The organism is Streptomyces colwelliae (genome assembly GCF_048158785.1).
GTDB lineage: Bacteria > Actinomycetota > Actinomycetes > Streptomycetales > Streptomycetaceae > Streptomyces.
This window is the reverse complement of record NZ_JBLTJC010000083.1, coordinates 1-23,664: the sequence shown is the minus strand read 5'-3', so window position 1 is coordinate 23,664 and position 23,664 is coordinate 1. Positions and strand designations below refer to the sequence as shown.

Sequence of the window (23,664 nt, the reverse complement as noted above, 5' to 3'; positions counted from 1 at the left end):
GTTCCTCACTCCTATCCCCGTGCTTCGTGGGCCGCAACCTCCGGCGTCAGCAATCGCCGAAGACATCCCAGACATCTGGAACGTTCCGGGCCGAGACTGCCCTGTGAGATACCCAACTCCCCCGCGATCTCGCGGTAAGTGAGGTCCTTGGGCGACAGCAGCGCCTCCATCAGCCGCGGGCAACGGCCCGGCAGCCGGCGCACCGCGTCATGGAGCGCGCGATGCCGCGCCGCCGTGAGCGCGGCCTGCTCGGGGCCGCGGTCGCTGTCGTCGACCGGATCATCGCCGTACGACTGTTCGAGACGTGCGGTACGACGGGTGCGCTGGGCCTCCGAGCGGACCGCGCGGCGGAGCCAGCGCTGGGGGTCGACCGGGGGGCCGGAGGCGTCGAGGCGCTCCAGGAGGCGGAGCCAGACGGCCTGTTCGAGGTCGCCGGGCTCGGTTCCGGAGGCATATGCCTCGGCAGAGGCCTCGGCGGCGAGCAGTGGGCGCAAGGTGGCGACAAGTTGGTGCGTCATATGCGGCACGACGCGGCCGCCCCGGCACAAGGTTGCCGGGGCGGCCGTCTGTCACTCCAACGGGGCGCGGGGCTCAGCCGTTGACGAAGTCCGCGCGGGCGAGCAGGCCGGTGTCGGCGTTGTCGGTGAAGACGCCGTCGATGCCGGTGGCGAAGTACCGCTTGAAGGCGCCGAACGCGTCGCCGTAGGCGTCCGCGTCCGTGCCCTTGCGGTACTCCAGCGGCAGGAAGGGGTTCTCGTTGCGCATGGTGTAGGGGTGCAGGATCAGGCCCGCCTTGTGCGCGTCGGCGACCAGGGTGGTCTCCTTGTTCAGGCTGCCGTCGGCGTTCTTCGTGATGATCAGGTCGAGCGTCGGGCCCAGGCCCTGCGCGTACGTCGCGATCTCGGCGAGGCCCTTCGGCGTGACGAGGTCGTCGACCGTGCGCGGGTCGCCCAGGTCGACGAAGTCGAAGGGGCGGGTGCCCGTGCCGGACAGCAGCACCGCCAGGTTGTTGCCGACAAGCTTGCTGATCTTCTGGATGCTGGTCGGCTCGAAGGACTGGATGAGGACCGGCGAGTTCCTGCGGTCCTTGCCGTGCTTGCGCAGGGCCTTCGCGAGCAGCTTCTCCATGTCGAAGCCGCGCTTGCGGAAGTAGGTGGGGTGCTTCATCTCGGGGTAGATGAAGACCTGCTTGCCGCGCTTACGGGTCTGCTCGTCCTGCCACTTGAGCACCTCTTCGAAGGTGGGGATCTCCCAGCGGCCGTTGTAGAGCATGTTGTGCGGGCGGTTGACCGGGATGCGCTCGATCGCGCGCAGGGTCTTCAGCTCGGCGAGCGTGAAGTCCTCGGTGAACCAGCCGGTGGTGGAGACGCCGTCCAGCAGCTTGGTGGTCTTGCGGGAGGCGAACTCGGGGTGGTCGGCGACGTTCGTCGTGCCGCCGATCTCCGGCTCGTGCCGGCAGACGAGGTGACCGTCCTTGGTGGGGACGAGGTCACCGGCCTCGACGATGTCGGCGCCCATGTCGAGCGCCAGGTTGTACGAGCCGAAGGTGTGCTCCGGGCGGTAGCCGCTGGTGCCGCGGTGACCGATGATCGTCGGCTTGGGCAGGTCCTTCAGGCCGCCGCCCCCGTGGCGGGCCGTCGTCGCCTCGGCGGCTCTCGCCGCGCCCGCCGGTCCGAGTGCGGCCACTCCCGCGCCGAGCACGGCGGCGCCGAGCAGCGCCCGCCGTCCGGTGCCACCCGCTCGCTCGTCCGGCCCCTGCGTTCCCTGCGTGTCCATGAAGCCTCCTGGCGTCGCCCCGTCGCTGCGCGCCGATCGTAGGTGCGCGTAGATGACGGGCGGGAGACCTCGGCCCGAACACGGCGGTGACGCTGGATGTCGTACCGCCTGGCAGGTTTGACGCGCTGTCACCGAGGAACGCGAGATGCGTCACAACATGGCGGCCCGGTTACGGGACGGTCCTGGCGCGGCACCGCAGGTAAACGTGCGTCAACACTGCGTAAGACCTCGGTGAACCCGATGTGCAATACCCCGGGCGCCGCGAGTATCGTCCTCACCTGCACAGATTTATATCGAACCCCTTGACACCGGAGGGCCCGTTGTCCCGCTTCGCGCTCATCAAGGCAGTGCTCGGACCGATCATGCGCCTGATGTTCCGCCCCCGGGTGGAGGGAATCGAGCACATCCCGGGAGACGGTCCGGTGATCCTGGCCGGCAACCACCTCACGTTCATCGACTCGATGATCCTTCCGCTGGTCTGCGACCGGCAGGTGTTCTTCATCGGCAAGGACGAGTACGTCACCGGCGAGGGGTTCAAGGGCCGTCTCATGGCCTGGTTCTTCACCGGCGTCGGCATGATTCCGGTGGACCGGGACGGGGCGAACGGCGGGGTCGCCGCGCTGATGACCGGGCGGCGGGTGCTGGAGGAGGGCAAGGTCTTCGGGATCTATCCCGAGGGGACGCGGTCGCCTGACGGGCGGTTGTACCGGGGCCGTACCGGCATCGCGCGGCTCACGATGATGACCGGGGCGCCTGTTGTTCCGTTCGCGATGATCGGGACGGACAAGTTGCAGCCGGGTGGGGCGGGGTTCCCTCGGCCGGGGAAGGTCACTGTTCGGTTCGGTGAGGCGATGGAGTTCTCTCGGTATGAGGGGATGGATCGGGATCGGTATGTGCTGCGGGCTGTGACTGATTCCGTGATGACTGAGGTCATGCGGTTGTCGGGGCAGGAGTACGTGGATATGTACGCCACGAAAGCCAAGGCTGCGTAAGGGTTCGTTGTCGAGTGCGGGTTCGTGGGGGCTGGTCGCGCAGTTCCCCGCGCCCCTAAAAACATCCCCTTAGCCGGCGTCTTCCAGGTTCTGCCCCTTGAGCATGAACCAAGCCGCAACTGCCGTTGCCAGTAGGACCGTTGCGCCTACTGCCGATGCGACGCTTAGACCACCGACGAAGGCTTCTCTCGCCGACGTCAGCATTTCCTGGGCTGTTTGTGTCGGCATGTTGCCCGCTGCCTCCACCGCTCCGCCCAACGACTCGTGCGCGCCGCTCGGCGTTCCCGCCGGCGCTGCGAAGCCCCGGTACACGCCCGTGACGATGGAGCCGAGGACGGCGATGCCCAGGGCCGCGCCCAGTTCGTAGGCCGTTTCCGAGACCGCTGAGGCCGCGCCCGCTTGGTCCTTCGGTACGGAGGAGAGGATGACGTCGGCTGTCACCGTGAAGGAGAAGCCGGCGCCTACGCCTACCACCAGGAGCGCGGCGCCCAGGAGCGGGTAGCCGGTCGACTGGTTGAGAGTCGTCAGTACGGCCAGTGCCAGGCCCACTGCCGCCAGGCCGCCGGCGACGACCGCGCGGACCGAGAAGCGGCGGGCCACCCTTCCCGCGATCAGGCCTGCCGCCACCGCGCCCACAGCGGCGGGGATTTCGGCCAGGCCCGCCTCGAACGGGCCCCTCCCCTGGACCAGTTGGAGATACTGGGAGAGGAAGAACACCAGGCCGGACAGGCCGAGGATGGTCAGCAGGTCGGCCAGGACGGCCGCGCTGAACCCGCGGTGACGGAACAGGCGCATGTCCAACAGGGGTGCCGGGAGCGTGAGTTGGCGGCGTACGAACCAGTACAGGGCCGCCGCGCCGAGGGCGCCCACCGTGAGCGAGGGCAACTCGAAGCCGTGGGTCGCCGCCTCCTTGACGGCGTAGACCACGCCGATCACACCGACCAGGGAGAGCGTGACGCTGGTCAGGTCCCAGGGGCCGGGGTCGGGGTTCTTGGACTCCGGGAGCGTCTTGACGCCCACCAGGACCAGGACCGCCATCACCGGCAGGTTGATGAGGAAGACCGAGCCCCACCAGAAGTGTTCGAGGAGGAAGCCGCCCGCCACCGGGCCGACTGCCGTACCGGCGGAGGCCGTTGCGCCCCAGATGCCGACGGCGAGGCTGCGTTCGCGCGGGTCGTGGAAGATGTTGCGGATCAGGGCGAGAGTGGCGGGCATCAGGGTCGCGCCCGCGACACCGAGGAGCGCCCGCGCCAGGATCATCAACTCCGGTGTCGTGGCGTAGGCGTTGAGGATCGATATCGCGCCGAACGCCGCGGCTCCGATCAGCAGGATCTTCTTACGGCCTATTCGGTCGCCGAGGCTGCCCATCGACACGAGCAGGCCCGCGATGACGAAGGAGTAGACGTCGCCGATCCAGAGGAGTTGGGTGCCGGACGGCTTCAAGTCCTCGCTGATGTAAGGGGTTGCGAGGCCCAGGACCGTCGCGTCCACGGCCACCAGCAGCACGGCGAGCACGAGGACGGAGAGCGCGAGCCAACGGCCCGGGCGCTTCTCCGTCTCCGACGCGAGTGCCGGCCGCAGGGTGCTGGTCATGATTCCTCTCTCCGTGTTTCGTCTCTGCGTAGTGCGCCGCCGAGCAACAGCTCGACGATCATGTGGGTGAAGTCGTTGGCGGCCACCCGGCCCTCCTGGACGGCCCAGGCGCCGGAGGCCATCAGGCCGTACAGCGCCTCGGTGAGCCAGGCCGGGGTGAGGTCGATGCGGAACTCGCCGCTCGACTGGCCGCGCCGGAAGAGCGCGGCGATCCGGTCGTCGATCCGGGTCCAGCCCTCGTTCTGTTCCTCGCCCTCGAACAGCTGGTTCTCGGAGTAGAGGAAGGCGAGCAGGCCGGCGGCCGGTTCCAGTTCGCGCACGAGTCGCCCTACGGCGTCGCGCGCCGGCCCCTCGCTCAGGCGCGCCGCGTCCAGGGCGGCCTCGCACTCGGCGATGCCGAGCGACTCCAGCGCGCGGACCAGGGCGTCACGCCCCGCGAAGAGGCGGTGCAGCGTGGCCCGGCTGATTCCGGCCGCCTTGGCGACCTCGTCCATGGTGGACGTGGATTTCCGGGTGAGCAGGGCGGCTGCGCTGCGCAGTACGTGGTCACGGTCGACGGCCATGAGACAAGCATAACCCACATGAGACACTCATGTCTCACAGTGGGCATGCGTGACTCACCACTCCGGACAGGAGCAGGAGCAGGTGTAGGTGCAGGTGTAGGTGTAGGTGCAGGTGTCCCGTCAGTGCCAGGGCAGCTGGCCGCGCCGCTCCCAGTACGCGCCCGGTTCCTCCACCAGCGTCGCCAGGCGGGCCAGCTGGTCCTCGTCGAGGTCTACGGCCGCCGCGTGCAGGTTGGAGGCGAGCTGCTCCAGGGTGGCCGCGCCGGAGAGGACCACGCCGGCCCACGGCTGGCGCAGGATCAGTGCCAGGGCGACCGCGTCCGCGCCCAGTGCCGTCTCCTCGGCCACGGCCTTCAGGGCGTCCGGTGCGTACGGCTCCGCCAGCCTGCCGTTGGCCATGCCCTCCTTGACGATCACCGTGAGGCCGGCGTCGTGCGCCTCGGTGAGGGCCGGGCCCGCCGAGGTCTCCAGGGCGTTGTAGGTCGACTGGACGGTACGGAAGAGGGGCTCGCCGTCCACCGTCACGGTGAGCGCCGCGCGGATCGCGTCCGCCTGGGCGGGGCCGCTGGTCGAGAAGCCGATGGTCACGCCTGTCGCCGCCAACTCGGCCAGTTTCGTGTGGAGTTCCTTGTCGGCGAGGGCCGGGCTGTCCGGGGTCACCGAGTGGATCTGGTAGAGGTCGAGGCGGTCGCCGAAAAGGTCCGCGGTCTCGGCGCGCTGACGTTCGTACGTACCGACGCTGTGGTCCTTGACTTCGTGCTTCTCGGCGTCGGTGGTCCAGTCCGCGGTGTAGGTGTAGCCCCACTTGCTGCCCACCACGATGTCGTCGAGGTCGGGGTGGGCGGTCAGCCAGTCCGCGAGGAACTCCTCGGAGCGGCCGTAGGAGCGGGCCGCGTCGAAGTAGCGGACGCCTTGTGCGTATGCGGCGTCGAGGAGTTCGTGGGTGCGGGTGCGGAGGGTTTCTACGGTGCGGGTCTCTCCGAGGTCTTTTTCTCGGCCCAGGTTGATGTAGCCGGGGCGGCCTACTGCGGCGAGGCCCAGTCCGAGGTGGCTGGTGGGGGTTGTCGCTGTGGCCAGTCGGGCGAAGGGCATCGCGGGCTCCGTTGGTCGGCTGTGGTGCGGCTTTGACCAACGTAACCCGGGATGACCTTCGCCCTTGAGCTCGGGTTCTTGCGGTGCGCTTGGCGGGTGCGGGTGCGTTGTGGCTGGTCGCGCCCACGCGGCGGAGCCGCAAATCGACACAGCCCCGCGCCCCTAAAAAAACTCGCCCTTACCGCTTGTTTTTAGCAGTGGCCCACTCGTGCTGGGCCGCCAAGTCCCGCTTTACCTCGGCCAGTTGGATCGCCACCGCGCTCGGGGCCGTGCCGCCTCGGCCGTTGCGGGATGCCAGGGCACCCGGCACGTTCAGGACCGTGCGCACCTCGGGGGTGAGGTGGGGGGAGATCTTCGCGAACTGTTCGTCCGTGAGGCCGTCCAGTTCGATGCCCTCGGATTCGGCGACCTTGACGCACTCGCCGGCGACCTCGTGGGCGACGCGGAACGGAACGCCCTGCTTGACCAGCCACTCGGCGATGTCCGTGGCGAGGGAGAAGCCGGCCGGGGCCAGTTCCTCCATGCGGTCGCGGTGGATGGTGAGGGTGGCCATCATGCCGGTGAACGCCGGGAGCAGGACCTCGAGTTGGTCGATGGAGTCGAAGACCGGCTCCTTGTCCTCCTGGAGGTCGCGGTTGTAGGCGAGGGGGAGGGCCTTGAGCGTGGCCATCAGGCCCGTCAGGTTGCCGATCAGGCGGCCGGACTTGCCGCGTGCCAGCTCCGCGATGTCCGGGTTCTTCTTCTGCGGCATGATCGACGAGCCCGTGGAGAACGCGTCGTGCAGGGTCACGAAGGAGAACTCCTTCGTGTTCCAGATGATGATCTCCTCGGCGATCCGGGAGAGGTTCACCCCGATCATCGCCGTGATGAAGGCGAACTCGGCGACGAAGTCGCGGGAGGCCGTGCCGTCGATGGAATTGGCGACGCTGCCGTGCTCGAAGCCGAGGTCCTTCGCCACCGCCTCCGGGTCCAAGCCGAGGGAGGAACCCGCGAGCGCGCCCGAGCCGTACGGCGAGACGGCCGTGCGCTCGTCCCACTGGCGCAGGCGTTCCGCGTCCCGGGACAGCGACTGGACGTGGGCCAGCACGTGGTGGGCGAACAGGACCGGCTGGGCGTGCTGGAGGTGGGTGCGGCCGGGCATCGCCACGTCCGGGTGGGCCTCCGCGAGGCCGACCAGCGCGTCCTGGAGGTCGGCGATCAGGCCGCCGATCGAACGCGCGTGGTCGCGCAGGCACATGCGGAAGAGGGTGGCCACCTGGTCGTTGCGCGAGCGGCCGGCCCGCAGCTTGCCGCCGAGGTCGGGGCCGAGGATGGTCAACAGGCCGCGTTCCAGGGCCGTATGGACGTCCTCGTCGGCGATCGTGCCCACGAAGGAGCCGTCGGCGACGTTCGCTTCGAGCTGGTCGAGGCCCGCGAGCATCCGGGTCAGCTCGTCGTCGTCAAGGAGGTTCGCCTTGTGCAGCACGCGCGCGTGGGCGCGGGAACCGGCGATGTCGTAGGGCGCGAGCCGCCAGTCGAAGTGGACGGACGCGGACAGCTTCGCCAGGGCCTCGGCGGGACCGTCGGCGAAACGACCGCCCCAGAGCCGTACGTCACCGCTGTTGCTGCTCACTTGCGCTGCTCCTCAAGGGCCGTGGATGGGGGTCGTCGTTCTGTGGTGCCCCTACATTGTCTCGCATGCATGATTATGCAGAGCTATGCATGATTCGTCAATTTGAAGGAACCTTGAACATCAGCAACCGCTTTCCCGTACCTCTCGCCGAACGCAGGCGCCGCGTTTCCCCCCACGAGTCACCCCTGAGTCACCCCCAGTTCACCCCTGACCCGAGTGAGGCATTCGCATGTCCAGGGCTCTCCCCAAGTACAACAAGCGTCGCGTCGTGTTCATCGGTAGTGCCGCCGCCGTGGTGCTGTCCGGCGCGGTCATCGCCGGTTCCGCTCTTGCCGGGACGCCGGACAAGAGCAGCTCCGCGCAGAGTGCCCGGACGTTGGCCGACACGGGGACGATCAGCTGCCCCGACGTGAAGTCGCAGCTGCCCGCCATTCCGGCTTCCGCGCAGGCCGAGGTCGACCGGAACCTCGCCCTCCTCGACACGCAGATCGCCGAGGCCAACAAGCGACTCGTCGACACCGTCGGGCAAGGCGGGGCCAACTTCGTCCAGAACGCGATCCTCGGCCCCTTGAAGGACAAGCGCGTCTCTACGATCGACCGGATCGCCATCTCCATCGGGCGCCAGGGCACCAAGCCGACCGGTCTCGACTCCCTGGCCACCTGCACCCTGAGCACCGGTGGGACCGAAGCCGGCGGAACCGAGGCGGGCGGAACCGACACCGGTACGGAGACCGGTTCGACCGACACCGCGACTCCGAGCGCCACGGCGTCCGCGACCGACGCGGCCGGGGAGACGGACACCTCCACGGCGGTCGGGACCATCTCGTGCCCCGACGTGAAGTCGCAGCTGCCCGCCGTTCCCGCGTCCGCGCAGGCCGAGGTCGACCGGAACCTCGCCCTCCTCGACACGCAGATCGCCGAGGCCAACAAGCGACTCGTCGACACCGTCGGACAGGGTGGCGCCAACTTCGTCCAGAACGCGATCCTCGGCCCACTGGAGGACAAGCGCGTCTCCACGATCGACCGGATCGCCATCTCCATCGGGCGCCAGGGCACCAAGCCCTCAGGCCTCGACTCCCTGGCCGCCTGCACGCTCACCAAGTGACGTGACAGGCAGCCGTGGCCGCCCCGATGAACGCCGGCCGGGGCGGCCACGGTGACGCCTGGACCGGCCGCACCTTCCCTGTTCGGCCCAACTGAGCTGCCGTCACCTCGTCCGCGTTCTACCGTCTGAGCCATGCGTCCCGGTGTCCTCGCCCTTGCGTCCGCGTCCGTCCTTCTACTGCTCGGTGCGGTGCCCGCGCGTGCGGTGGAGCCTCCGTCACCCTCGTCGCTCACGGATACCGGAGGTGGCAGCCAGCTGATCCTGGCGGAGGCGCCGCGCGCGAACTCGACGTCGGGGACGCTCAGTTGGTGGGAGCGGCGGAGTGGGGCCGGGGCGTGGGTGAAGGTCGGCTCTGCGGCCGCTCGGTTCGGGGCGAAGGGGCTGGTCGAGGGTGGGGCGCGTAAGCAGGGGTCGTACACGACTCCCACGGGGTTGTACGACCTGCCGTACGCCTTCGGGATCAAGGCCGCTCCGGGTGGGACCAAGGCCAAGTACCGGCGGGTGAGCGGGAGTTCGTGGTGGTGCGAGGACACTCGGTCTCGGGTCTACAACCGGTGGAGTGAGCCCCTGGCGAGGGATTGTCGGGCGTCCGAGTCCGAGCGGTTGATCTCGTATCCGACGCAGTATGCGTACGGGTTCGTCATCGGGTTCAACTACGCCAAGCCCGTGAAGGGGCGTGGGGCCGGGATCTTTTTGCATGTCAACGGGCGTGGGGCTACCGCCGGTTGTGTGTCTGTGCCGGGGGATGCGATGCGGAGGATTCTCGCGTGGGTTGATCCTGGGCGTTCGCCGCATATTGCGATCGGGACGGTGAGCGGGGTTACGGCGATCACTCGGTACTGAATTGCGAGAGCGCCGTTCAAATACCGGTCGTATGGCGAGTGCGCGCCGTATGTGGCTGGTCGCGCCCCGCGGCGGAGCCGCAAATCGACACAGCCCCGCGCCCCTAGGGGGTTCAGCTCGCCGGGAGTTTGACCGTGAACGTTGTCGAGCCTGGGCGGCTCTCCAACGCCACGCTTCCTCCATGCGCCTCCGCCACCGCCGCCACGATCGACAGGCCGAGGCCCGCTCCGCCTCCCCCGCCCTCCGTTCGTCGGCGGTCCGCGCGGGTGAAGCGTTCGAAGACTCCCGGTTGGATCTCGGTCGGGACTCCGGGGCCGTCGTCGTGGACCACCAGGCGGGTCGCCCCGCCGTCCGGCTCCGTCTCCACCGCCACCGTCACCTTCGTGCCAACAGGCGTGTGCAAACGTGCGTTGGCCAACAAGTTGGCCAACACCTGTTGGAGGCGGTGGGCGTCGCCCGTGACCGTGACCGGTTCCTCGGGGAGTTCCAGGGTCCAGCGGTGGTCGGGGCCGGCGGCGCGGGCGTCGGTGATGGCGTCGAGGACCAGGTGGGTGAGGTCGACCGGGCGGCGTTCCAGGGGGCGGCCCGCGTCCAGGCGGGCGAGGAGGAGCATCTCGTCGACCATCACGCCCATGCGGGCCGACTCGGCCGAGATGCGCTCCAGTGCCCGGGTCACCTTGGGCGGGACGGGGTCCGGGTGCAGCAGGGCGAGTTCGGCATGGCCCCGGATCGACGCGACCGGTGTGCGCAGTTCGTGACTGGCGTCGGCCGCGAAGCTGCGCAGCCGTTCCTCGCTGGCGTGCCGGTGGGTGAGCGCGTCCTCGACATGGCCGAGCATGCGGTTGAAGGCACCGGCGACCTTGCCCACCTCGCTGCGCGGATCGGACTCCGGTGCCCGGGGCGGCAGGGTCACCTCGCCGCTGGCCAGCGGGAGTTCGCTGACCCGGGTGGCCGTGGCGGCGACCCGGCTGAGCGGCCGTAGGGACCAGCGCACCCAGAGCGCGCCCGCGAACCCGGCGGCCAGGAGGGCGGCGCCGAAGACGATCGCGGCGACCGCCTCCAGGCGGTGGACCGCGGCCTCCACGGACTCCAGCGGGAGTCCGGTGATCATCACGTCGCCGTCCCGGCCCGCGGAGGCGAGGACGCGGTACCCGCCGAGAGACGAGAGGTGGATGCTGCGGGCCTTGCCGCCGACCGGCACCGCGGCGAGTTCCCTGCGGTCCCGCGCGGTCAGGGTGACCTTCAGGTCGGTCGTGGTGTCGTCCTTGTCGGCGGGTACGACCGCCGCGTTGGTGACGGTGCCGTCGACCAGGCGGGCGCCGAACGTGCCCGGGGCCTGCCTGCGGGTGTCGCCGCGTTCCCGGTCGTCGGCGTCGTGGTCGGTCAGCGTCTGGCCCTTGTGCTCCAGGCTGGCCGGGAACTGGGTCCCGACCTCGGTCAGCTGCTGGTCGAGGCGCCCGGTGAGGAAGCCGTCCAGCTCGATCACCGCGGCCACCCCGACGGCGGCGCAGCTGACCGCGAGCAGCACCACCAGGCCCGCCGTCAGTCGCGCCCGCAGGGTGTGCGGCCAGAGCAGTCCCCGTAGTCCCCGTAGTCCCCGCAATCCCCTGCCCAGTCGCCTGCGCATCAGGTCACCGGCTTGAGCACGTACCCGGCCCCGCGCACGGTGTGGATCATGGGCGCGCGGCCGGCGTCCACCTTCTTGCGCAGGTACGAGATGTACAGCTCGACGACATGGGCCTGGCCGCCGAAGTCGTAGGACCAGACGCGGTCGAGGATCTGGGCCTTGCTGAGGACGCGGCGCGGGTTGCGCATGAGGAAGCGGAGCAGTTCGAACTCGGTCGGCGACAGCTCGACGAGGTCGCCCGCGCGGGTGACCTCACGGGCCTCCTCGTCCATGACCAGGTCCCCGACGGTCATCCGGGGGCCCTCCTCCTGCTGGCGGGCCATGCCCGCGCGGCGCAGCAGTCCGCGCAGCCGGGCGACGACCTCCTCCAGGCTGAAGGGCTTGGTGACGTAGTCGTCGCCGCCCGCGGTGATGCCGGCGATGCGGTCCTCGACGGTGTCCCGGGCGGTGAGGAAGAGCACGCAGACGTCGGGCTTGACCTCGTGCAGGGAGCGCAGCACGGCGAAGCCGTCGGTGTCCGGGAGCATCACGTCGAGGACGACGGCGTCGGGCCGCAGCTCACGCGCGCCGGCGAGCGCGGCGGCGCCGTCGCCCGCCGTGCACACCTGCCAGCCCTCGTAGCGCAGGGCGCCGGACAGCACCTCGGCGAGGTCGGGGTCGTCGTCGACGACGAGGACGCGCACGGGAGTGCCGTCGGGGCGGGTGAGGGCCGGTCGGCCGGAGCGGGTCGTGTTCATGGCACTTACCAGCATCTCCCCTGGCGGCGCCGCCGGCCGCCGTGAGCGGCTCTGAGTTTCCTCTGAGAAAGCTGAGAAAGGCGTCCGCTCAGAGATCCCTCAGAAGTTCGGACCGCACAGTTGCGTGCATGACGGGTGAAAGGACACGCACATGACCACCGTGTATGAACGGCGGACGGCACCGCCTGTGGCGCCGGCCCCCCGGCGTTCACCGGCGGGCGCGGTGCTCGGGCTGCTGTGGGCCGGTGCGGCGGCCGCGGTCGCCCTCTGGTGGGCGGAAACCGGCTCGGTGGTCGGGGCGGCGGGCTGGCTGACCGGGGTCGGGCGGATCGCCGGGCTGCTGTGCGGGTACGCCTGCGCGGTGCTCGTGGGTCTGATGGCGCGGGTGCCGCTGCTGGAGCGGCGGGTCGGCTCGGACCGGGTGGCGCGCTGGCACGCGATGGCCGGCCGCTACACGATCTGCCTGCTCGTCGTGCACGTCGTGTTCATCCTGCTCGGTTACGCCGCCCAGGACCGCGCCTCGGTCGTCCACGAGACGGTCACGGTGGTCCTGGACTACCCGGACATGCTGAAGGCCACGTTCGGCGCGGTCATCCTGTTCGCGGTCGGCATCACCTCGGCCCGCGCCGCGCGCCTCAGGCTGAGCTACGAGTTCTGGTACTACGTCCATCTCCTCACGTACGTCGCCGTGTTCCTCGCCTTCTTCCACCAGCTGTCCCTGGGCAACGAATTCAACGGCAACGCGGCGGCGACGGACGCCTGGTACGCGCTGTACCTCAGTGTCGCGGCCCTCGTCCTCTGGTACCGGATCCTCGCCCCGGTGCGGCTCAACCTGCGGCACCGGCTGCGGGTCGAGTCCGTGCACAAGGAGGCGCCGGGTGTGTACTCCGTCGTCGTACGCGGCCGGCATGTCGACGAACTCGGCGCGGAGGCCGGGCAGTTCTTCCGCTGGCGGTTCTTCGGCGAGGGCATGGGCTGGACGTCGACGCCGTACTCGCTGTCCGCGCCGCCCCGCCGGGACCTGCTGCGGATCACGGTCAAGGCGCTCGGCGACCACAGCGCGGCCGTGCCGTTGCTGCGGCCGGGCGCCCGGGTGTGGGCGGAGGGGCCGTACGGCTCGCTGACCGCCGAACGGCGCACCGCACAGCGGTCGTTGCTGATCGCGGCCGGGGTCGGCATCACCCCGCTGCGGGCGCTGTTCGAGACGCTGCCCGGTGACGTCACGCTGCTGTACCGGGCGCGTACGGCTCAAGACTTGGCGCTGGGCGCCGAGTTGGAGGCGATCGCGCAGTGGCGCGGGGCGAAGGTGCTGTACGCGCTCAACGGGCCGCAGGGGCAACGGCCTTCACTCGGCCCGGCGTCCCTGCGCGAGGCCGTGCCCGATCTCTCCGGGCACGACGTGTACATCTGCGGTCCGCACGCGTTCGCCCAGGAGCTGTACGGGGCACTGCGCGCCGCCGGTGTGCCGGACCGCCGTATCCACCACGAGTCGTTCGAACTGTGAGGCTGTCGTGCACCCGTTGAAGAAGAGCCGGCCGCTGCGGCGGATCGTGCTGGCGAGCGCGGTCACCGCGTCCGGTCTGGTGATGCTGCTGGCGCTGAAGCCGCACACGGCGCCCGCGATCGCGGTGGCGCCCGCGCCTGCCGCCTCCAGCTCCTCCGGCGCCAACTCCGGTACGGGTTCGAGCGGTTCGACCGCGACCGGCACCAAGACCGTCACCGGCGAGACCGCGCAGACCCGTTGGGGTCCCGTACAGGTGAAGATCACCGTGAAGAACGGCAAGATCACCGATGTCACCGCGGTCCAGTCGCCGTCGGACAATCCGCGCGATCAGGAGATCAACTCCTATGCCCTGCCGGAGTTGCGGCGCGAGGTGCTCGCCGCGCAGAGCGCGAGCATCGACACGGTGTCGGGCGCCACCTACACAAGTGACGGTTACCGCCAGTCACTCCAGTCCGCACTGGACTCGGCGGGACTCTGAACGCACAGGCGCAACGGCACGTACTTCAGGGCCAAGGGACCAGCCCACCCCCCTTGCCCCGTCCACGGAGGAACCGTGACCACCACGCTCGCAGGCGGACGTGCCGCCCGCCGCCAGACGATGCGCCGCATCCGCCCGCGCCGCTCCCCAGCGACCCTGCTGCTGCTCGCCGTCTGGGCGGGCGCGGTCGGGGTGCTGTGGCTGTGGTGGCACAACACGCCGTCCGTCGCCGACCAGAACGGCAAGATCCTCAACGCGGGCCGTATCACTGGCCTGTTGGCGGGATATCTGATGGCACTCGTCGTGCTCCAGATGGCCCGGGTGCCCGCCCTGGAACGCCGGGTCGGCTCCGACCGGGTCGCCCGCTGGCACGCGATGAGCGGCCGCTACACGCTCTGTCTGGTCTTCGCGCACGTCTTCCTCATCATGTGGGGCTACGCCCTCCAGGCGGGCAAGACGCTGAGCGACATCGTCCAGCAGACCATCGACTCCGTGAACCAGCTGCCCGACATGGGCAAGGCCGCGATCGGCACGGGTCTGTTCCTCCTCATCGGCCTCTCGTCGATCGGCGCCGTCCGCCGCAGGCTGCCGTACGACATGTGGTACCACGTGCATCTGCTGACGTACGCGGCGGTGTTCTTCACCTTCTGGCACCAGATCACCACCGGCAACGACTTCGCGCTGACGCCGATCGCCAAGACCGTCTGGTACGGGCTCTACGGCACGGTCACCGCGCTGGTGGTCTGGTACCGGATCCTCACCCCGATCCGCCTCAACATGCGGCACCGGATGCGGGTCGAGGCGGTCATCGAGGAGACGCCCGGCATCGTGTCGGTGCTGATCAGCGGGCGCAAGCTGCACCGGATGGGCGCGGAGGCGGGCCAGTTCTTCCGCTGGCGGTTCCTGGCGCCGGGCATGCGGTACAGCTCGCACCCGTACTCGCTGTCGGCGGCGCCCCGCCCGGACATGCTGCGGATCACGGTCAAGGCGATCGGCGACCACAGCGCCCGGCTGCGCGAACTGCGGCCCGGCACCAGGGTGTGGGCCGAGGGCCCGTACGGCGCCATGACCGCCTCCCGGCGCAGCCGCGGCAAGGTGCTGCTGGTGGCCGGCGGGGTCGGCATCACGCCGATGCGGGCGCTGTTCGAGACGCTGCCCGGCGCGGCCGGTGACATCACCCTTCTCTACCGGGCCAACAGCACGCAGGACCTGGCGCTGTGGGACGAGTTGGCGAAGATCGCCGACGAGCGCGGCGCCCGGCTGATGTACGCGGTCAACAGTCCCGGCGGGGAACGCCCCGACATCTCGGCGGACTCCCTGCGCCGGAAGCTGCCGGACATCGACCACCACGACGTCTTCATGTGCGGGCCGCCCGGCTTCGCGCAGTCGGTCTACGAAGCACTGCGCGGCGCGGGGGTCCCCGCCCGCCGTATCCATCACGAGTCGTTCGAGATGTGAGCGACGGGAGTCAGGAGCAATGAAGAAGAGCCACCCCATCCGGCGTGTTCTGCTCGCGAGCGCCGCCACCGTGTCCGGGATCGTTCTGCTGCTCTCCCTGAAGCCGGCGACCGACTCCTCCTCGGCGTCCGCGCAGGGTGCGGCGGCCCAGGAGACCGCCGCCGCACAGGAGTCGCCCCAGGGCGGTGCCGCGGCGGCCGGGACCTCGACGGTCACCGGCGCCGTCGCCCAGACCCAGTACGGGGTCGTGCAGGTGCGGCTGACCGTGGCCAACGGGAAGATCACCAAGGCCGAGGCCGTCCAAGCGCCCAAGGGCGGGACCAGCGACCAGAAGACCGCGCTGTCCGTCCCCAAGCTCAACCAGGAGGTCGTCGCCACCCAGAGCGCGGACATCACGTCCGTGTCCGGGGCGACCTACACCAGCGGCGGCTACAAGCAGTCGTTGCAGTCGGCCATCGACAAGATGAAGGCCGCCGGCGCCAACACGGCCGCCCCGTCCCAGAGTTCGGCCGCCGCGGCGCCCGCCGCGCAGGCCAAGACCGTCACCGGTGATGTCGTGTCGACGGAGTACGGGCCCGTCCAGGTCCGGATCACCGTCGCGGGCGGCAAGATCACCAAGGCCGAGGCCGTGCAGGCCCCGAGCGGCGGGACCAGCGACCAGAAGACGGCGCTGGCGATCCCCAAGCTCAACCAGGAGGCCGTGGCGGCCGGGAGCGCGAGCATCGACTCCGTGTCGGGTGCGTCGTACACGAGCGGCGGTTACAAGAAGTCCCTTCAGTCGGCGCTGGACAAGGCCGGTGTCTGACACGGTGACCGATCCCGCTGAGGCTCCCGCCGCATTGCGGCACGCCGAGGAGGTCATGGGGACGGTGTTCTCCTTCGACATCCGCGGCGGGGAGCCCGAGGCCGTGCAGTCCGCGCTGGAGCGGGCGATCGCCCAACTGCACCGCGTCAACGAGGTGTTCAGCACCTACCGCGACGACAGTCAGGTCTCCCGGCTGGCCCGCGGCGAGCTGACCGTCGCCGAGTGCGACGCCGAGGTCGCCGAGGTGCTGGAGCTGGGCGCGGAGGCGGAGCGGGTGAGCGCCGGCTGGTTCAGCACGACGTACGAGGGACGGCTCGACCCGACCGGCATCGTGAAGGGCTGGGCCGCCGAGCGCGCGGCCGAGCTGATCACGGCGGCGGCCGGGGTGAGCGGGGTCAGTGTGAACGGCGGCGGTGACGTCCAGATGTTCGGCACGCCGGGCCCGCACCGGCCCTGGCGGGTCGGCGTCTCCGATCCGCTCCGCCCGGGCGGTCTCGCGGCGGTGATCTCCGCCGCGGGCACCGACGAACTGGCCGTGGCCACCTCCGGTACGGCGGAGCGCGGGGCGCACATCGTGGACCCGTCCACCGGCAAGTCCGCGGTGACCGACCTGGTCGCCGTCACCGTCGTGGCGCCGCGTCTGACCTGGGCCGACTGCTGGGCCACGGCCGCGTTCGCGATGGGTTCACGGGAGGGTCTGGCCTGGCTGGAGTCGCTGCCGGACGTGGAGGCGCTGCTCATCACGGCGGGCGACGAGGTGCGCTGCACGGGCGGCCTGGCGGCCAGACTCGGCTGAAGCCCCATGCGAGTCGGGGGTGCACCGGAGAACTCCGGTGCACCCCCGACTCGTTGCCCGTACGGCCGCGTCAGTGGTCGTTCTGCGCCAGCCGCAGCAGATGGTCCGCGAGGGCCTGGCCGCCGAGCGGGTCCCGGCTGATCAGCAGGAGCGTGTCGTCGCCGGCGATGGTGCCGAGGATGTCCTGGAGTTCGGCCTGGTCGATCGCCGAGGCGAGGAACTGGGCGGCGCCCGGCGGGGTGCGCAGGACCACGAGGTTGGCGGAGGCCTCCGCGGAGATCAGCAGCTCGGAGGAGAGCCGCCGCATCCGCTCCTCCTTCGCCGACTCCCCCAGCGGCACGCGCGGGGTGCGGAAGCCTCCCTCGCTCGGTACCGCGTAGATGAGGTCGCCGTCGTTGTTGCGGATCTTCACCGCGTTCAGCTCGTCCAGGTCCCGGGAGAGCGTCGCCTGGGTGACGCTCAGCCCGTCGTCGGACAGCAGCTTCGCCAACTGGCTCTGGGAACGCACCGGTTGCCGGTTGAGGATGTCCACGATCCGGCGGTGGCGGGCGGTGCGGGTCTGCGGCACGGCAGGCCCCGCGGTGTGCTCGTGCTCCTGCGCCTGACTCATCGTCGACTCATTCTCCGGATCATCCGTCCCCCTTGGCCACGTCCAGGACACCGGGCAGCGCCCGGAGGAACGCGTCCGCCTCGTCGTCGCCGAGGTTCAGCGGTGGCATCAGCCGTACGACATCGGGTGCGGGCGCGTTGACCAGGAAACCGGCGTCCTGAGCCGCCTGTTGCACCTGAGGCGCGAGCGGCTCGGTGAGCACGATACCCAGGAGGAGGCCCGCACCCCGGACATAATCGATCAACGGGTGACGTGAACTGCCGTCGGCACCCTCGATTCCGTTGCGCAGCTTCTCGCTCTGCCGCTTGACGTTCTCCAGCAGGCCCTCGGCCTCGATGGTGTCGAGTACGGCGAGTCCGGCGGCGCAGGCGACCGGGTTGCCGCCGAACGTCGTGCCGTGCTGGCCCGGTTGGAGCAGCTCGGCCGCGCGTCCGAAGGCGACGGTGGCGCCGAGCGGCAGCCCGCCACCGAGCCCCTTCGCGAGGGTCACGACATCGGGCAGGACGCCTTCGTGGGCCTGGTACTCGAACCAGTGCCCGGTACGGCCGACCCCGGTCTGCACCTCGTCGAGCACGAGCAGCGCCCCGTGGGCCGCAGTGATCGCGCGGGCCGCCTTGAGGTAGCCGGCGGGGGGTACGACCACGCCGTTCTCGCCCTGGATCGGCTCGATGATGACGAGCGCGGTGTCCTCGGTGACGGCGGCGGCGAGGGCCTGCGCGTCGCCGAAGGGCACGTGCGTGACATCGCCGGGCAGCGGCAGGAAAGGCGCCTGCTTGCCGGGCTGGCCGGTGAGCGCGAGGGAGCCCATCGTCCGGCCGTGGAAGGCGCCTTCGGTGGCGACCATGTGCTGACGGCCCGTCAACCGGCCGATCTTGAAGGCGCCTTCGTTGGCCTCGGCGCCGGAGTTGCAGAAGAACACCTTGCCGTCCCGGCCGAAGCGCTCAAGGAGCCGTTCGGCGAGGGCGACGGGCGGTTCGGCGATGAACAGGTTGGAGACATGGCCGAGTTCGGCGATCTGCTTGCTGACGGCCTCGACGATCGCCGGGTGGGCGTGGCCGAGGGCGTTGACCGCGATCCCGCCGACGAAGTCGATGTACTCGTTGCCGTCGGCGTCCCAGAGTCTGGCGCCGGCGCCGCGGACGAGGGGGAGCTTCGGGGTGCCGTAGTTGTTCATGAGCGACCCCTGCCAGCGCTGGGTCAGCTCCTCATTCGCGCTCATACGGCATCCCCCTGCTTCTTGCCGGACTTCTTCTTGGCGGATTTCTGGTCGGGCAGCTCGTCCGGCACGACCATCGTGCCGATGCCCTCGTCGGTGAAGATCTCCAGCAGGATCGAGTGCTGGACCCGGCCGTCGATGACGCGGGCGGTGGTCACGCCGTTGCGCACGGCGTGCAGACAGCCCTCCATCTTCGGCACCATCCCGGAGCTCAACTCCGGGAGCAGTTTCTCCAGTTGGGTGGCGGTGAGGCGGCTGATCACCTCGTCGCTGTTGGGCCAGTCCTCGTAGAGACCCTCGACGTCCGTGAGGACCATGAGGGTTTCGGCCCCCAGCGCAGCAGCGAGTGCCGCAGCCGCCGTATCAGCATTGACGTTGTAGACATGTCCGTCGTCCTCGCTCCTGGCGATCGACGAGACGACCGGGATACGGCCGTCCGCGAGCAGTGCCTCGATCGCGCCCGTGTCGATCGCGGTGATCTCGCCCACCCGCCCGATGTCGACCAACTCCCCGTCGATCTCGGGCAGATGCTTGGTGGCGGTGATGGTGTGCGCGTCCTCGCCGGTCAACCCGACGGCGAGCGGCCCGTGTTGGTTGAGCAGCCCGACCAACTCGCGCTGCACCTGCCCCGCGAGCACCATCCGTACGACGTCCATGGCGTCCTCGGTGGTGACGCGCAGGCCGGCCTTGAACTCGCTGACGATGCCGTGCCGGTCGAGGGCGGCGCTGATCTGCGGGCCGCCGCCGTGCACGACGACGGGCTTGAGGCCCGCGTGGTGCAGGAACACGACGTCCTGGGCGAACGCGGCCTTCAGGTCCTCGTCGATCATGGCGTTGCCGCCGAACTTGATGACGACGGTCTTGCCGTTGTGCCGGGTCAGCCAGGGCAGCGCCTCGATGAGGATCTGCGCCTTGGGCAGCGCGGTGTGCTTGCGGGTAGTGCTCATGACGAGTACGCGCTGTTCTCGTGGACGTAGTCGGCGGTGAGGTCGTTGGTCCAGATCGTCGCGGTCTCGGTGCCGGCGGCCAGGTCGGCGACGATGTGCACCTCGCGGTAGCGCATGTCGACCTTGTCGCGGTCCTCGCCGACGCCCCCGTTCTTGCAGACCCACACACCATTGATGGCGACGTTGAGCTGGTCGGGTTCGAAGGCGGCCTTGGTCGTCCCGATCGCGGACAACACCCGTCCCCAGTTGGGGTCTTCGCCGTGGATGGCGCACTTGAGAAGGTTGTTGCGGGCGATGGAACGGCCGACTTCCACGGCGTCGTCCTCGCTCGCGGCGTTGACGACCTCGACCTTGATGTCCTTGCTGGCGCCTTCGGCATCCCGGATGAGCTGCTGCCCAAGGTCGTCGCAGACGGCGCGGACGGCCTCGGCGAACTCCTCGTACCCCGGGGTGACTTGGGAGGCACCGGAGGCGAGCAGCAGCACGGTGTCGTTGGTGGACATGCAGCCGTCGGAGTCGACGCGGTCGAAGGTGGTGCGGGTGGCGGCCCGAAGTGCCTTGTCCAGTACGTCACTTGAGACGTCGGCGTCGGTGGTGAGGACGACGAGCATGGTGGCGAGACCGGGCGCGAGCATGCCGGCGCCCTTGGCCATCCCGCCGACGGTCCAGCCGGCGTTCCCGTCCCTGCCGCCCTTCGTCACGACGGCGGTCTTGTGGACGGAGTCGGTGGTCTTGATGGCGATGGCGGCCTTCTCGCCACCGTGCTCGGAGAGTTGACCGGCGGCGGCCTCGACTCCCGGCAGCAGCTTGTCCATCGGGAGCAGCAGCCCGATGAGCCCGGTGGAGGCGACGGCGACCTCGGCGGCGTTCAGGCCCAGCGTGTCCGCGACCTTCTCGGCGGTGGCGTGCGTGTCCTGGAAGCCCTTCGGCCCCGTACAGGCGTTGGCGCCACCGGAGTTGAGGACGACGGCGGACACCTGACCGCCCTTCAGCACCTGTTCCGACCACAACACCGGCGCGGCTTTGACGCGGTTGGAGGTGAAGACGCCCGCGGCGGCGAGGCGGGGCCCGGTGTTGACCACGAGGGCCAGGTCCGGGTTGCCGTTCTCCTTGATCCCGGCGGCGATGCCCGCGGCCGTGAATCCCTGTGCTGCCGTCACACTCACGGCGCGACTCCGATCGTGGTCAGCCCGGTGGACTCGTCGAGCCCGAGGGCGAGGTTCATGCTCTGTACGGCACCGCCCGCGGTGCCCTTGGTCAGATTGTCGATGGCGCTGATCGCGATGATGCGTCCCGCGGCCTCGTCGTACGCGACCTGCACCTGAACGGCGTTGGAACCGTAGACGGACGCCGTCGCGGGCCACTGCCCCTCGGGGAGCAGATGCACGAAGGGCTCGTCGGCGAAGGCCTTCTCATACGCGGCGCGCACGGACTCGCCCGTGACACCGGGCCTGGCCTTGGCGCTGCACGTGGCGAGGATGCCGCGGGGCATCGGCGCGAGGGTGGGCGTGAAGGACACGGTGACGCTCTCACCGGCGGCCTCGCCCAGGTTCTGGATGATCTCGGGGGTGTGCCGATGGCCACCGCCGACGCCGTACGGCGACATGGAGCCCATGACCTCGCTGCCGAGCAGGTGTGCCTTGGGGGCCTTGCCGGCGCCGGAGGTGCCCGAGGCGGCGACGATCACGGCCTCGTTCTCGGCGAGCCCGGCGGCGTACGCCGGGAAGAGCGCGAGGGAGGCGGCCGTCGGATAGCAGCCGGGTACCGCGATGCGCTTGGAGCCCTCCAACGCGGCGCGGGCGCCCGGGAGTTCGGGAAGCCCGTAAGGCCAGGTGCCGGCGTGCGCGGAGCCGTAGAACTTCTCCCAGTCGGCCGCGTCCTTCAGCCGGAAGTCGGCGCCCATGTCGACGACGAGGACGTCCGGGCCGAGCCGCTCGGCGACGGCGGCGGACTGCCCGTGCGGCAGCGCGAGGAAGACGACGTCGTGTCCGGCGAGGACTTCCGGGGTAGTTTCCTGGAGGACTCGACCGGCGAGCGGTAGCAGGTGCGGTTGCAGCGCGCCGAGCTTCTGCCCGGCGTTTGAGTTGCCGGTCAGGGCACCGATCTCGACCTCGGGGTGCGCCAGGAGCAGACGCAGCAGTTCCCCGCCCGCGTATCCACTCGCTCCGGCCACTGCCGCACGTACCGCCATGGAACCCTCCTCTTCGACGGCATGACTATACGTTTCGCTGCACGTTTATGCAATCCGAGTGAGTGGGTATGCACACAGGATCGCGACCTCCAGTGATCGGTGACCGTCGACGGTGGGGGGTGTTGTGGCCGGGCGAACACTGAGGCGGGGCCGTCTGGCGGGCCTGGTCGCGTGGCTCCTGGTGCGAGCCCGAGGGCTGGGCGGCCGTCCTCGTGATGATCACGGTGCCCATCGGTGCCCTGGTCGTGCTGCACCTGACCTACTCGGGCCTGGACCAGCGGGCACTGCACGCCCGCGGCCGGGAGGAGCGGACGACGGTGACCGACGTGTACTGGGTCGACCAGGTGCCGATCCGCCGTCCCACGTCGCGCGGCTTACTGGTCCGTCGGGACAACCGTTGCCGGGCAAGGTGTCCGGGAAGGTGTCCGGGGACGGCCTGAAAGCCGGCCAGACCACCACCGTCACCGTGGACCCCCGGGGCGACATCCCCGTCCTGCTGGGCACCCCTTCGACAGGTTCGGAAAAGTTCCGGGCTGCGGGCATCACCGCGGGCGTCGAGGTCCTGGTGCTCGCGTTGGCGGTCTGCCGGGGCGCCGCGGTCAACAGCTCTCGATCCGTGCGGGGTCAGGCACCGGCCGTACGGGCCGAGCGGGGCTGGTCGCGCAGGGCGGGCAGCCGAGCACAGTCCTCAGCGCTCGCCAGTCCCTCGCCCAGGGCAAGAAGCGAGAGGAGTCGCACCGGGCGGCCGGCAGTGGCCGCGGCCTCCAGTTTGTGGTGGCCGTCGAGGACGAAGTGCGTCAGACCCCAGTGCTGGGACCGGTCGTCCCCGAAGCCGCCCGCGGGCTCGCACACGTCCAGCGTCGAGACCGCCACGGCCGTCGGGACCACGCCCCGGCCCATGAGCTCGGCGTACTCCTCGACACGTTCCCGCGTGTTCCACGTCGGGGGAACCATGGGCACGACGAACTCGTAGAGGTGGGCGGACGCGTCGACCACTGTCTCGAAGGTCCGGTAGTACGGCGTGTGCGGGTACTCCGGGAGGCCCCAGAACTGGTCGAGCCCCCACGTGTCCACCTGCTCGCCGCTGAAGTAGTCGCCCTCCTGACCGGGGACGACCAGCCGGGGCTCCACCCGCAGCAGCACCGGAAGGTACTCGCCCTCCGGCAGCAACGCGCCGAACACGTCGATCACACCGTAGTCGCCAGGCTCGGCCAACGACCCGGTGAGCCGCTCCCGCACGCCCTCCAACGACAGCGTCTGCTTCGCGGTCTTCAGCCGGCGGAACAGCAACGGGCAGGTGCCACACCAGTGGCTGAGCTCGAAGGCGGGCTCCCCGTCGACCGTGAGCAGCCTCCGGCCCGTCCGGCCTTCGCTGTCTTGCGGCTCCGTCTCGAAGCGCGGCCGCGCCCCGGAATCCGGAACGCCGAGCCTCCGCGGCTCGTCACATTTGATCAACACAGAACGACCATAAGGGGACTGGGCGGACCGGCATCACCGCTCAAGTCCCGGACGCCCTACCCTCATCGGCATGACGGAGCCAGTGGCAGAGACCGACCGGCCCCAACCGGCCCACCCGCACGAGAACACCCCTGGCACGGCACGCCTGATCGCTCTGTCCGACGGGATGCTCGCGGACACGGCCGAGGCACTCACCGGCTCCCGCGAACCGGTCCGGAACGACGCCCACTTCGACCTCGCGTCCTTCACCACCCCCTCCGC

General features: G+C 70.0%; 23 protein-coding genes and 1 pseudogene. 10 read left to right on the top strand and 14 right to left on the bottom strand.

Annotated features, from left to right (window positions below; genetic code table 11):
• Positions 1-11: 11 nt before the first annotated feature.
• Together ACNFOC_RS19305 and ACNFOC_RS19300 are read right to left on the bottom strand one after the other, a co-directional pair.
• The gene (locus tag ACNFOC_RS19305; protein ID WP_416960324.1) at positions 12-518 is read right to left on the bottom strand and encodes a sigma-70 family RNA polymerase sigma factor; all 507 of its coding nucleotides are present in this window, start codon (positions 516-518) and stop codon (positions 12-14) included.
• Positions 519-591: 73 nt separating this feature from the next.
• Positions 592-1,776: a glycerophosphodiester phosphodiesterase gene (locus ACNFOC_RS19300; protein ID WP_416960323.1), complete on the bottom strand. Its 1,185-nt coding sequence runs from the start codon at positions 1,774-1,776 to the stop codon at positions 592-594.
• A 302-nt stretch (positions 1,777-2,078) separates the two neighbouring features.
• Here ACNFOC_RS19300 and ACNFOC_RS19295 point away from each other — a divergent pair, with 302 nt between their 5' ends.
• Positions 2,079-2,768: a lysophospholipid acyltransferase family protein gene (locus ACNFOC_RS19295; RefSeq protein WP_416960322.1), complete on the top strand. Its 690-nt coding sequence runs from the start codon at positions 2,079-2,081 to the stop codon at positions 2,766-2,768.
• 69 nt (positions 2,769-2,837) lie between these two features.
• On the opposite strand, the gene ACNFOC_RS19290 is transcribed toward ACNFOC_RS19295, so the two are convergent.
• From ACNFOC_RS19290 to argH, 4 genes are all read right to left on the bottom strand, one after another.
• Positions 2,838-4,361: an MFS transporter gene (locus ACNFOC_RS19290; protein ID WP_416960321.1), complete on the bottom strand. Its 1,524-nt coding sequence runs from the start codon at positions 4,359-4,361 to the stop codon at positions 2,838-2,840.
• Positions 4,358-4,924, bottom strand: coding sequence for a TetR/AcrR family transcriptional regulator (locus ACNFOC_RS19285; protein ID WP_416960320.1), 567 nt, complete (start codon positions 4,922-4,924; stop codon positions 4,358-4,360). Before ACNFOC_RS19285 ends, ACNFOC_RS19290 begins: the two co-directional genes overlap by 4 nt.
• A 120-nt stretch (positions 4,925-5,044) precedes the next feature.
• Entirely contained in the window at positions 5,045-6,016 is a 972-nt protein-coding gene (locus tag ACNFOC_RS19280; RefSeq protein WP_416960319.1) for an aldo/keto reductase, read from the bottom strand.
• A 178-nt stretch (positions 6,017-6,194) separates the two neighbouring features.
• Positions 6,195-7,628, bottom strand: coding sequence for an argininosuccinate lyase (argH, locus tag ACNFOC_RS19275; protein WP_416960318.1), 1,434 nt, complete (start codon positions 7,626-7,628; stop codon positions 6,195-6,197).
• Between the two features lie 229 nt (positions 7,629-7,857).
• On the opposite strand from argH, the gene ACNFOC_RS19270 reads away from it, so the two are divergent.
• Both ACNFOC_RS19270 and ACNFOC_RS19265 read left to right on the top strand, forming a co-directional pair.
• Positions 7,858-8,733, top strand: a complete 876-nt coding sequence (locus ACNFOC_RS19270; RefSeq protein ID WP_416960317.1) for a hypothetical protein — start codon at positions 7,858-7,860, stop codon at positions 8,731-8,733.
• Positions 8,734-8,865: 132 nt separating this feature from the next.
• Positions 8,866-9,576 carry a L,D-transpeptidase family protein gene (locus ACNFOC_RS19265; protein ID WP_416960316.1) on the top strand — a complete coding sequence of 237 codons (711 nt, stop codon included), beginning with the start codon at positions 8,866-8,868 and terminating at the stop codon, positions 9,574-9,576.
• Between the two features lie 112 nt (positions 9,577-9,688).
• On the opposite strand, the gene ACNFOC_RS19260 is transcribed toward ACNFOC_RS19265, so the two are convergent.
• The gene (locus ACNFOC_RS19260) at positions 9,689-11,203 is read right to left on the bottom strand and encodes a sensor histidine kinase (protein ID WP_416960315.1); all 1,515 of its coding nucleotides are present in this window, start codon (positions 11,201-11,203) and stop codon (positions 9,689-9,691) included.
• On the bottom strand, positions 11,203-11,940 hold the full coding sequence (locus ACNFOC_RS19255; protein WP_416960314.1) for a response regulator transcription factor: 738 nt from the start codon (positions 11,938-11,940) through the stop codon (positions 11,203-11,205). Before ACNFOC_RS19255 ends, ACNFOC_RS19260 begins: the two co-directional genes overlap by 1 nt.
• A gap of 151 nt (positions 11,941-12,091) precedes the next feature.
• Between ACNFOC_RS19255 and ACNFOC_RS19250 the strand changes: the two genes are divergently transcribed.
• The 5 genes from ACNFOC_RS19250 (at position 12,092) to ACNFOC_RS19230 (ending at position 16,981) form a co-directional block, all read left to right on the top strand.
• Positions 12,092-13,444, top strand: a complete 1,353-nt coding sequence (locus tag ACNFOC_RS19250) for a ferredoxin reductase family protein (RefSeq protein WP_416960313.1) — start codon at positions 12,092-12,094, stop codon at positions 13,442-13,444.
• A gap of 7 nt (positions 13,445-13,451) precedes the next feature.
• Positions 13,452-13,922 (top strand): FMN-binding protein, encoded by a 471-nt coding sequence (locus ACNFOC_RS19245; RefSeq protein ID WP_416960312.1) that lies wholly within the window; start codon positions 13,452-13,454, stop codon positions 13,920-13,922.
• A gap of 75 nt (positions 13,923-13,997) precedes the next feature.
• Complete coding sequence (locus ACNFOC_RS19240) at positions 13,998-15,380, top strand: ferredoxin reductase family protein (protein WP_416960311.1); 1,383 nt, start codon at positions 13,998-14,000, stop codon at positions 15,378-15,380.
• 19 nt (positions 15,381-15,399) lie between these two features.
• The gene (locus ACNFOC_RS19235; protein ID WP_416960310.1) at positions 15,400-16,185 is read left to right on the top strand and encodes an FMN-binding protein; all 786 of its coding nucleotides are present in this window, start codon (positions 15,400-15,402) and stop codon (positions 16,183-16,185) included.
• 55 nt (positions 16,186-16,240) lie between these two features.
• Positions 16,241-16,981 carry an FAD:protein FMN transferase gene (locus ACNFOC_RS19230; RefSeq protein WP_416960333.1) on the top strand — a complete coding sequence of 247 codons (741 nt, stop codon included), beginning with the start codon at positions 16,241-16,243 and terminating at the stop codon, positions 16,979-16,981.
• A gap of 70 nt (positions 16,982-17,051) precedes the next feature.
• On the opposite strand, the gene ACNFOC_RS19225 is transcribed toward ACNFOC_RS19230, so the two are convergent.
• The 5 genes from ACNFOC_RS19225 to argC are packed head-to-tail and all read right to left on the bottom strand — an operon-like array spanning position 17,052 to position 21,945.
• Positions 17,052-17,591 (bottom strand): arginine repressor, encoded by a 540-nt coding sequence (locus tag ACNFOC_RS19225; protein WP_019059868.1) that lies wholly within the window; start codon positions 17,589-17,591, stop codon positions 17,052-17,054.
• A gap of 19 nt (positions 17,592-17,610) precedes the next feature.
• The gene (locus tag ACNFOC_RS19220; protein ID WP_416960309.1) at positions 17,611-18,810 is read right to left on the bottom strand and encodes an acetylornithine transaminase; all 1,200 of its coding nucleotides are present in this window, start codon (positions 18,808-18,810) and stop codon (positions 17,611-17,613) included.
• Complete coding sequence (argB, locus tag ACNFOC_RS19215; RefSeq protein WP_416960308.1) at positions 18,807-19,754, bottom strand: acetylglutamate kinase; 948 nt, start codon at positions 19,752-19,754, stop codon at positions 18,807-18,809. The genes ACNFOC_RS19220 and argB overlap by 4 nt, the downstream gene beginning before the upstream one ends.
• On the bottom strand, positions 19,751-20,920 hold the full coding sequence (gene argJ / locus ACNFOC_RS19210) for a bifunctional glutamate N-acetyltransferase/amino-acid acetyltransferase ArgJ (protein WP_416960307.1): 1,170 nt from the start codon (positions 20,918-20,920) through the stop codon (positions 19,751-19,753). Before argJ ends, argB begins: the two co-directional genes overlap by 4 nt.
• Positions 20,917-21,945 (bottom strand): N-acetyl-gamma-glutamyl-phosphate reductase, encoded by a 1,029-nt coding sequence (gene argC, locus ACNFOC_RS19205; RefSeq protein WP_416960306.1) that lies wholly within the window; start codon positions 21,943-21,945, stop codon positions 20,917-20,919. Before argC ends, argJ begins: the two co-directional genes overlap by 4 nt.
• A gap of 215 nt (positions 21,946-22,160) precedes the next feature.
• On the opposite strand from argC, the gene ACNFOC_RS19200 reads away from it, so the two are divergent.
• Positions 22,161-22,385, top strand: coding sequence for a hypothetical protein (locus ACNFOC_RS19200; protein WP_416960305.1), 225 nt, complete (start codon positions 22,161-22,163; stop codon positions 22,383-22,385).
• A 184-nt stretch (positions 22,386-22,569) separates the two neighbouring features.
• On the opposite strand, the gene ACNFOC_RS19195 is transcribed toward ACNFOC_RS19200, so the two are convergent.
• Positions 22,570-23,403, bottom strand: a complete 834-nt coding sequence (locus ACNFOC_RS19195; protein WP_416960304.1) for a hypothetical protein — start codon at positions 23,401-23,403, stop codon at positions 22,570-22,572.
• A 70-nt stretch (positions 23,404-23,473) separates the two neighbouring features.
• On the opposite strand from ACNFOC_RS19195, the pseudogene ACNFOC_RS19190 reads away from it, so the two are divergent.
• Positions 23,474-23,664: pseudogene (locus tag ACNFOC_RS19190) on the top strand (hypothetical protein); the annotation flags it as partial.

Excerpts from the sequence above, each read along its gene's own strand:
- ACNFOC_RS19305 (WP_416960324.1), bottom strand. The coding sequence starts at position 518 with ATGACGCACCAACTTGTCGCCACCTTGCGCCCACTGCTCGCCGCCGAG.
- ACNFOC_RS19300 (WP_416960323.1), bottom strand. The coding sequence starts at position 1,776 with ATGGACACGCAGGGAACGCAGGGGCCGGACGAGCGAGCGGGTGGCACC.
- ACNFOC_RS19290 (WP_416960321.1), bottom strand. The coding sequence starts at position 4,361 with ATGACCAGCACCCTGCGGCCGGCACTCGCGTCGGAGACGGAGAAGCGC.
- ACNFOC_RS19285 (WP_416960320.1), bottom strand. The coding sequence starts at position 4,924 with ATGGCCGTCGACCGTGACCACGTACTGCGCAGCGCAGCCGCCCTGCTC.
- ACNFOC_RS19280 (WP_416960319.1), bottom strand. The coding sequence starts at position 6,016 with ATGCCCTTCGCCCGACTGGCCACAGCGACAACCCCCACCAGCCACCTC.
- ACNFOC_RS19270 (WP_416960317.1), top strand. The coding sequence starts at position 7,858 with ATGTCCAGGGCTCTCCCCAAGTACAACAAGCGTCGCGTCGTGTTCATC.
- ACNFOC_RS19265 (WP_416960316.1), top strand. The coding sequence starts at position 8,866 with ATGCGTCCCGGTGTCCTCGCCCTTGCGTCCGCGTCCGTCCTTCTACTG.
- ACNFOC_RS19260 (WP_416960315.1), bottom strand. The coding sequence starts at position 11,203 with ATGCGCAGGCGACTGGGCAGGGGATTGCGGGGACTACGGGGACTACGG.
- ACNFOC_RS19255 (WP_416960314.1), bottom strand. The coding sequence starts at position 11,940 with ATGAACACGACCCGCTCCGGCCGACCGGCCCTCACCCGCCCCGACGGC.
- ACNFOC_RS19250 (WP_416960313.1), top strand. The coding sequence starts at position 12,092 with ATGACCACCGTGTATGAACGGCGGACGGCACCGCCTGTGGCGCCGGCC.
- ACNFOC_RS19235 (WP_416960310.1), top strand. The coding sequence starts at position 15,400 with ATGAAGAAGAGCCACCCCATCCGGCGTGTTCTGCTCGCGAGCGCCGCC.
- ACNFOC_RS19230 (WP_416960333.1), top strand. The coding sequence starts at position 16,241 with ATGGGGACGGTGTTCTCCTTCGACATCCGCGGCGGGGAGCCCGAGGCC.
- ACNFOC_RS19225 (WP_019059868.1), bottom strand. The coding sequence starts at position 17,591 with ATGAGTCAGGCGCAGGAGCACGAGCACACCGCGGGGCCTGCCGTGCCG.
- ACNFOC_RS19220 (WP_416960309.1), bottom strand. The coding sequence starts at position 18,810 with ATGAGCGCGAATGAGGAGCTGACCCAGCGCTGGCAGGGGTCGCTCATG.
- argB (WP_416960308.1), bottom strand. The coding sequence starts at position 19,754 with ATGAGCACTACCCGCAAGCACACCGCGCTGCCCAAGGCGCAGATCCTC.
- argC (WP_416960306.1), bottom strand. The coding sequence starts at position 21,945 with ATGGCGGTACGTGCGGCAGTGGCCGGAGCGAGTGGATACGCGGGCGGG.
- ACNFOC_RS19200 (WP_416960305.1), top strand. The coding sequence starts at position 22,161 with ATGATCACGGTGCCCATCGGTGCCCTGGTCGTGCTGCACCTGACCTAC.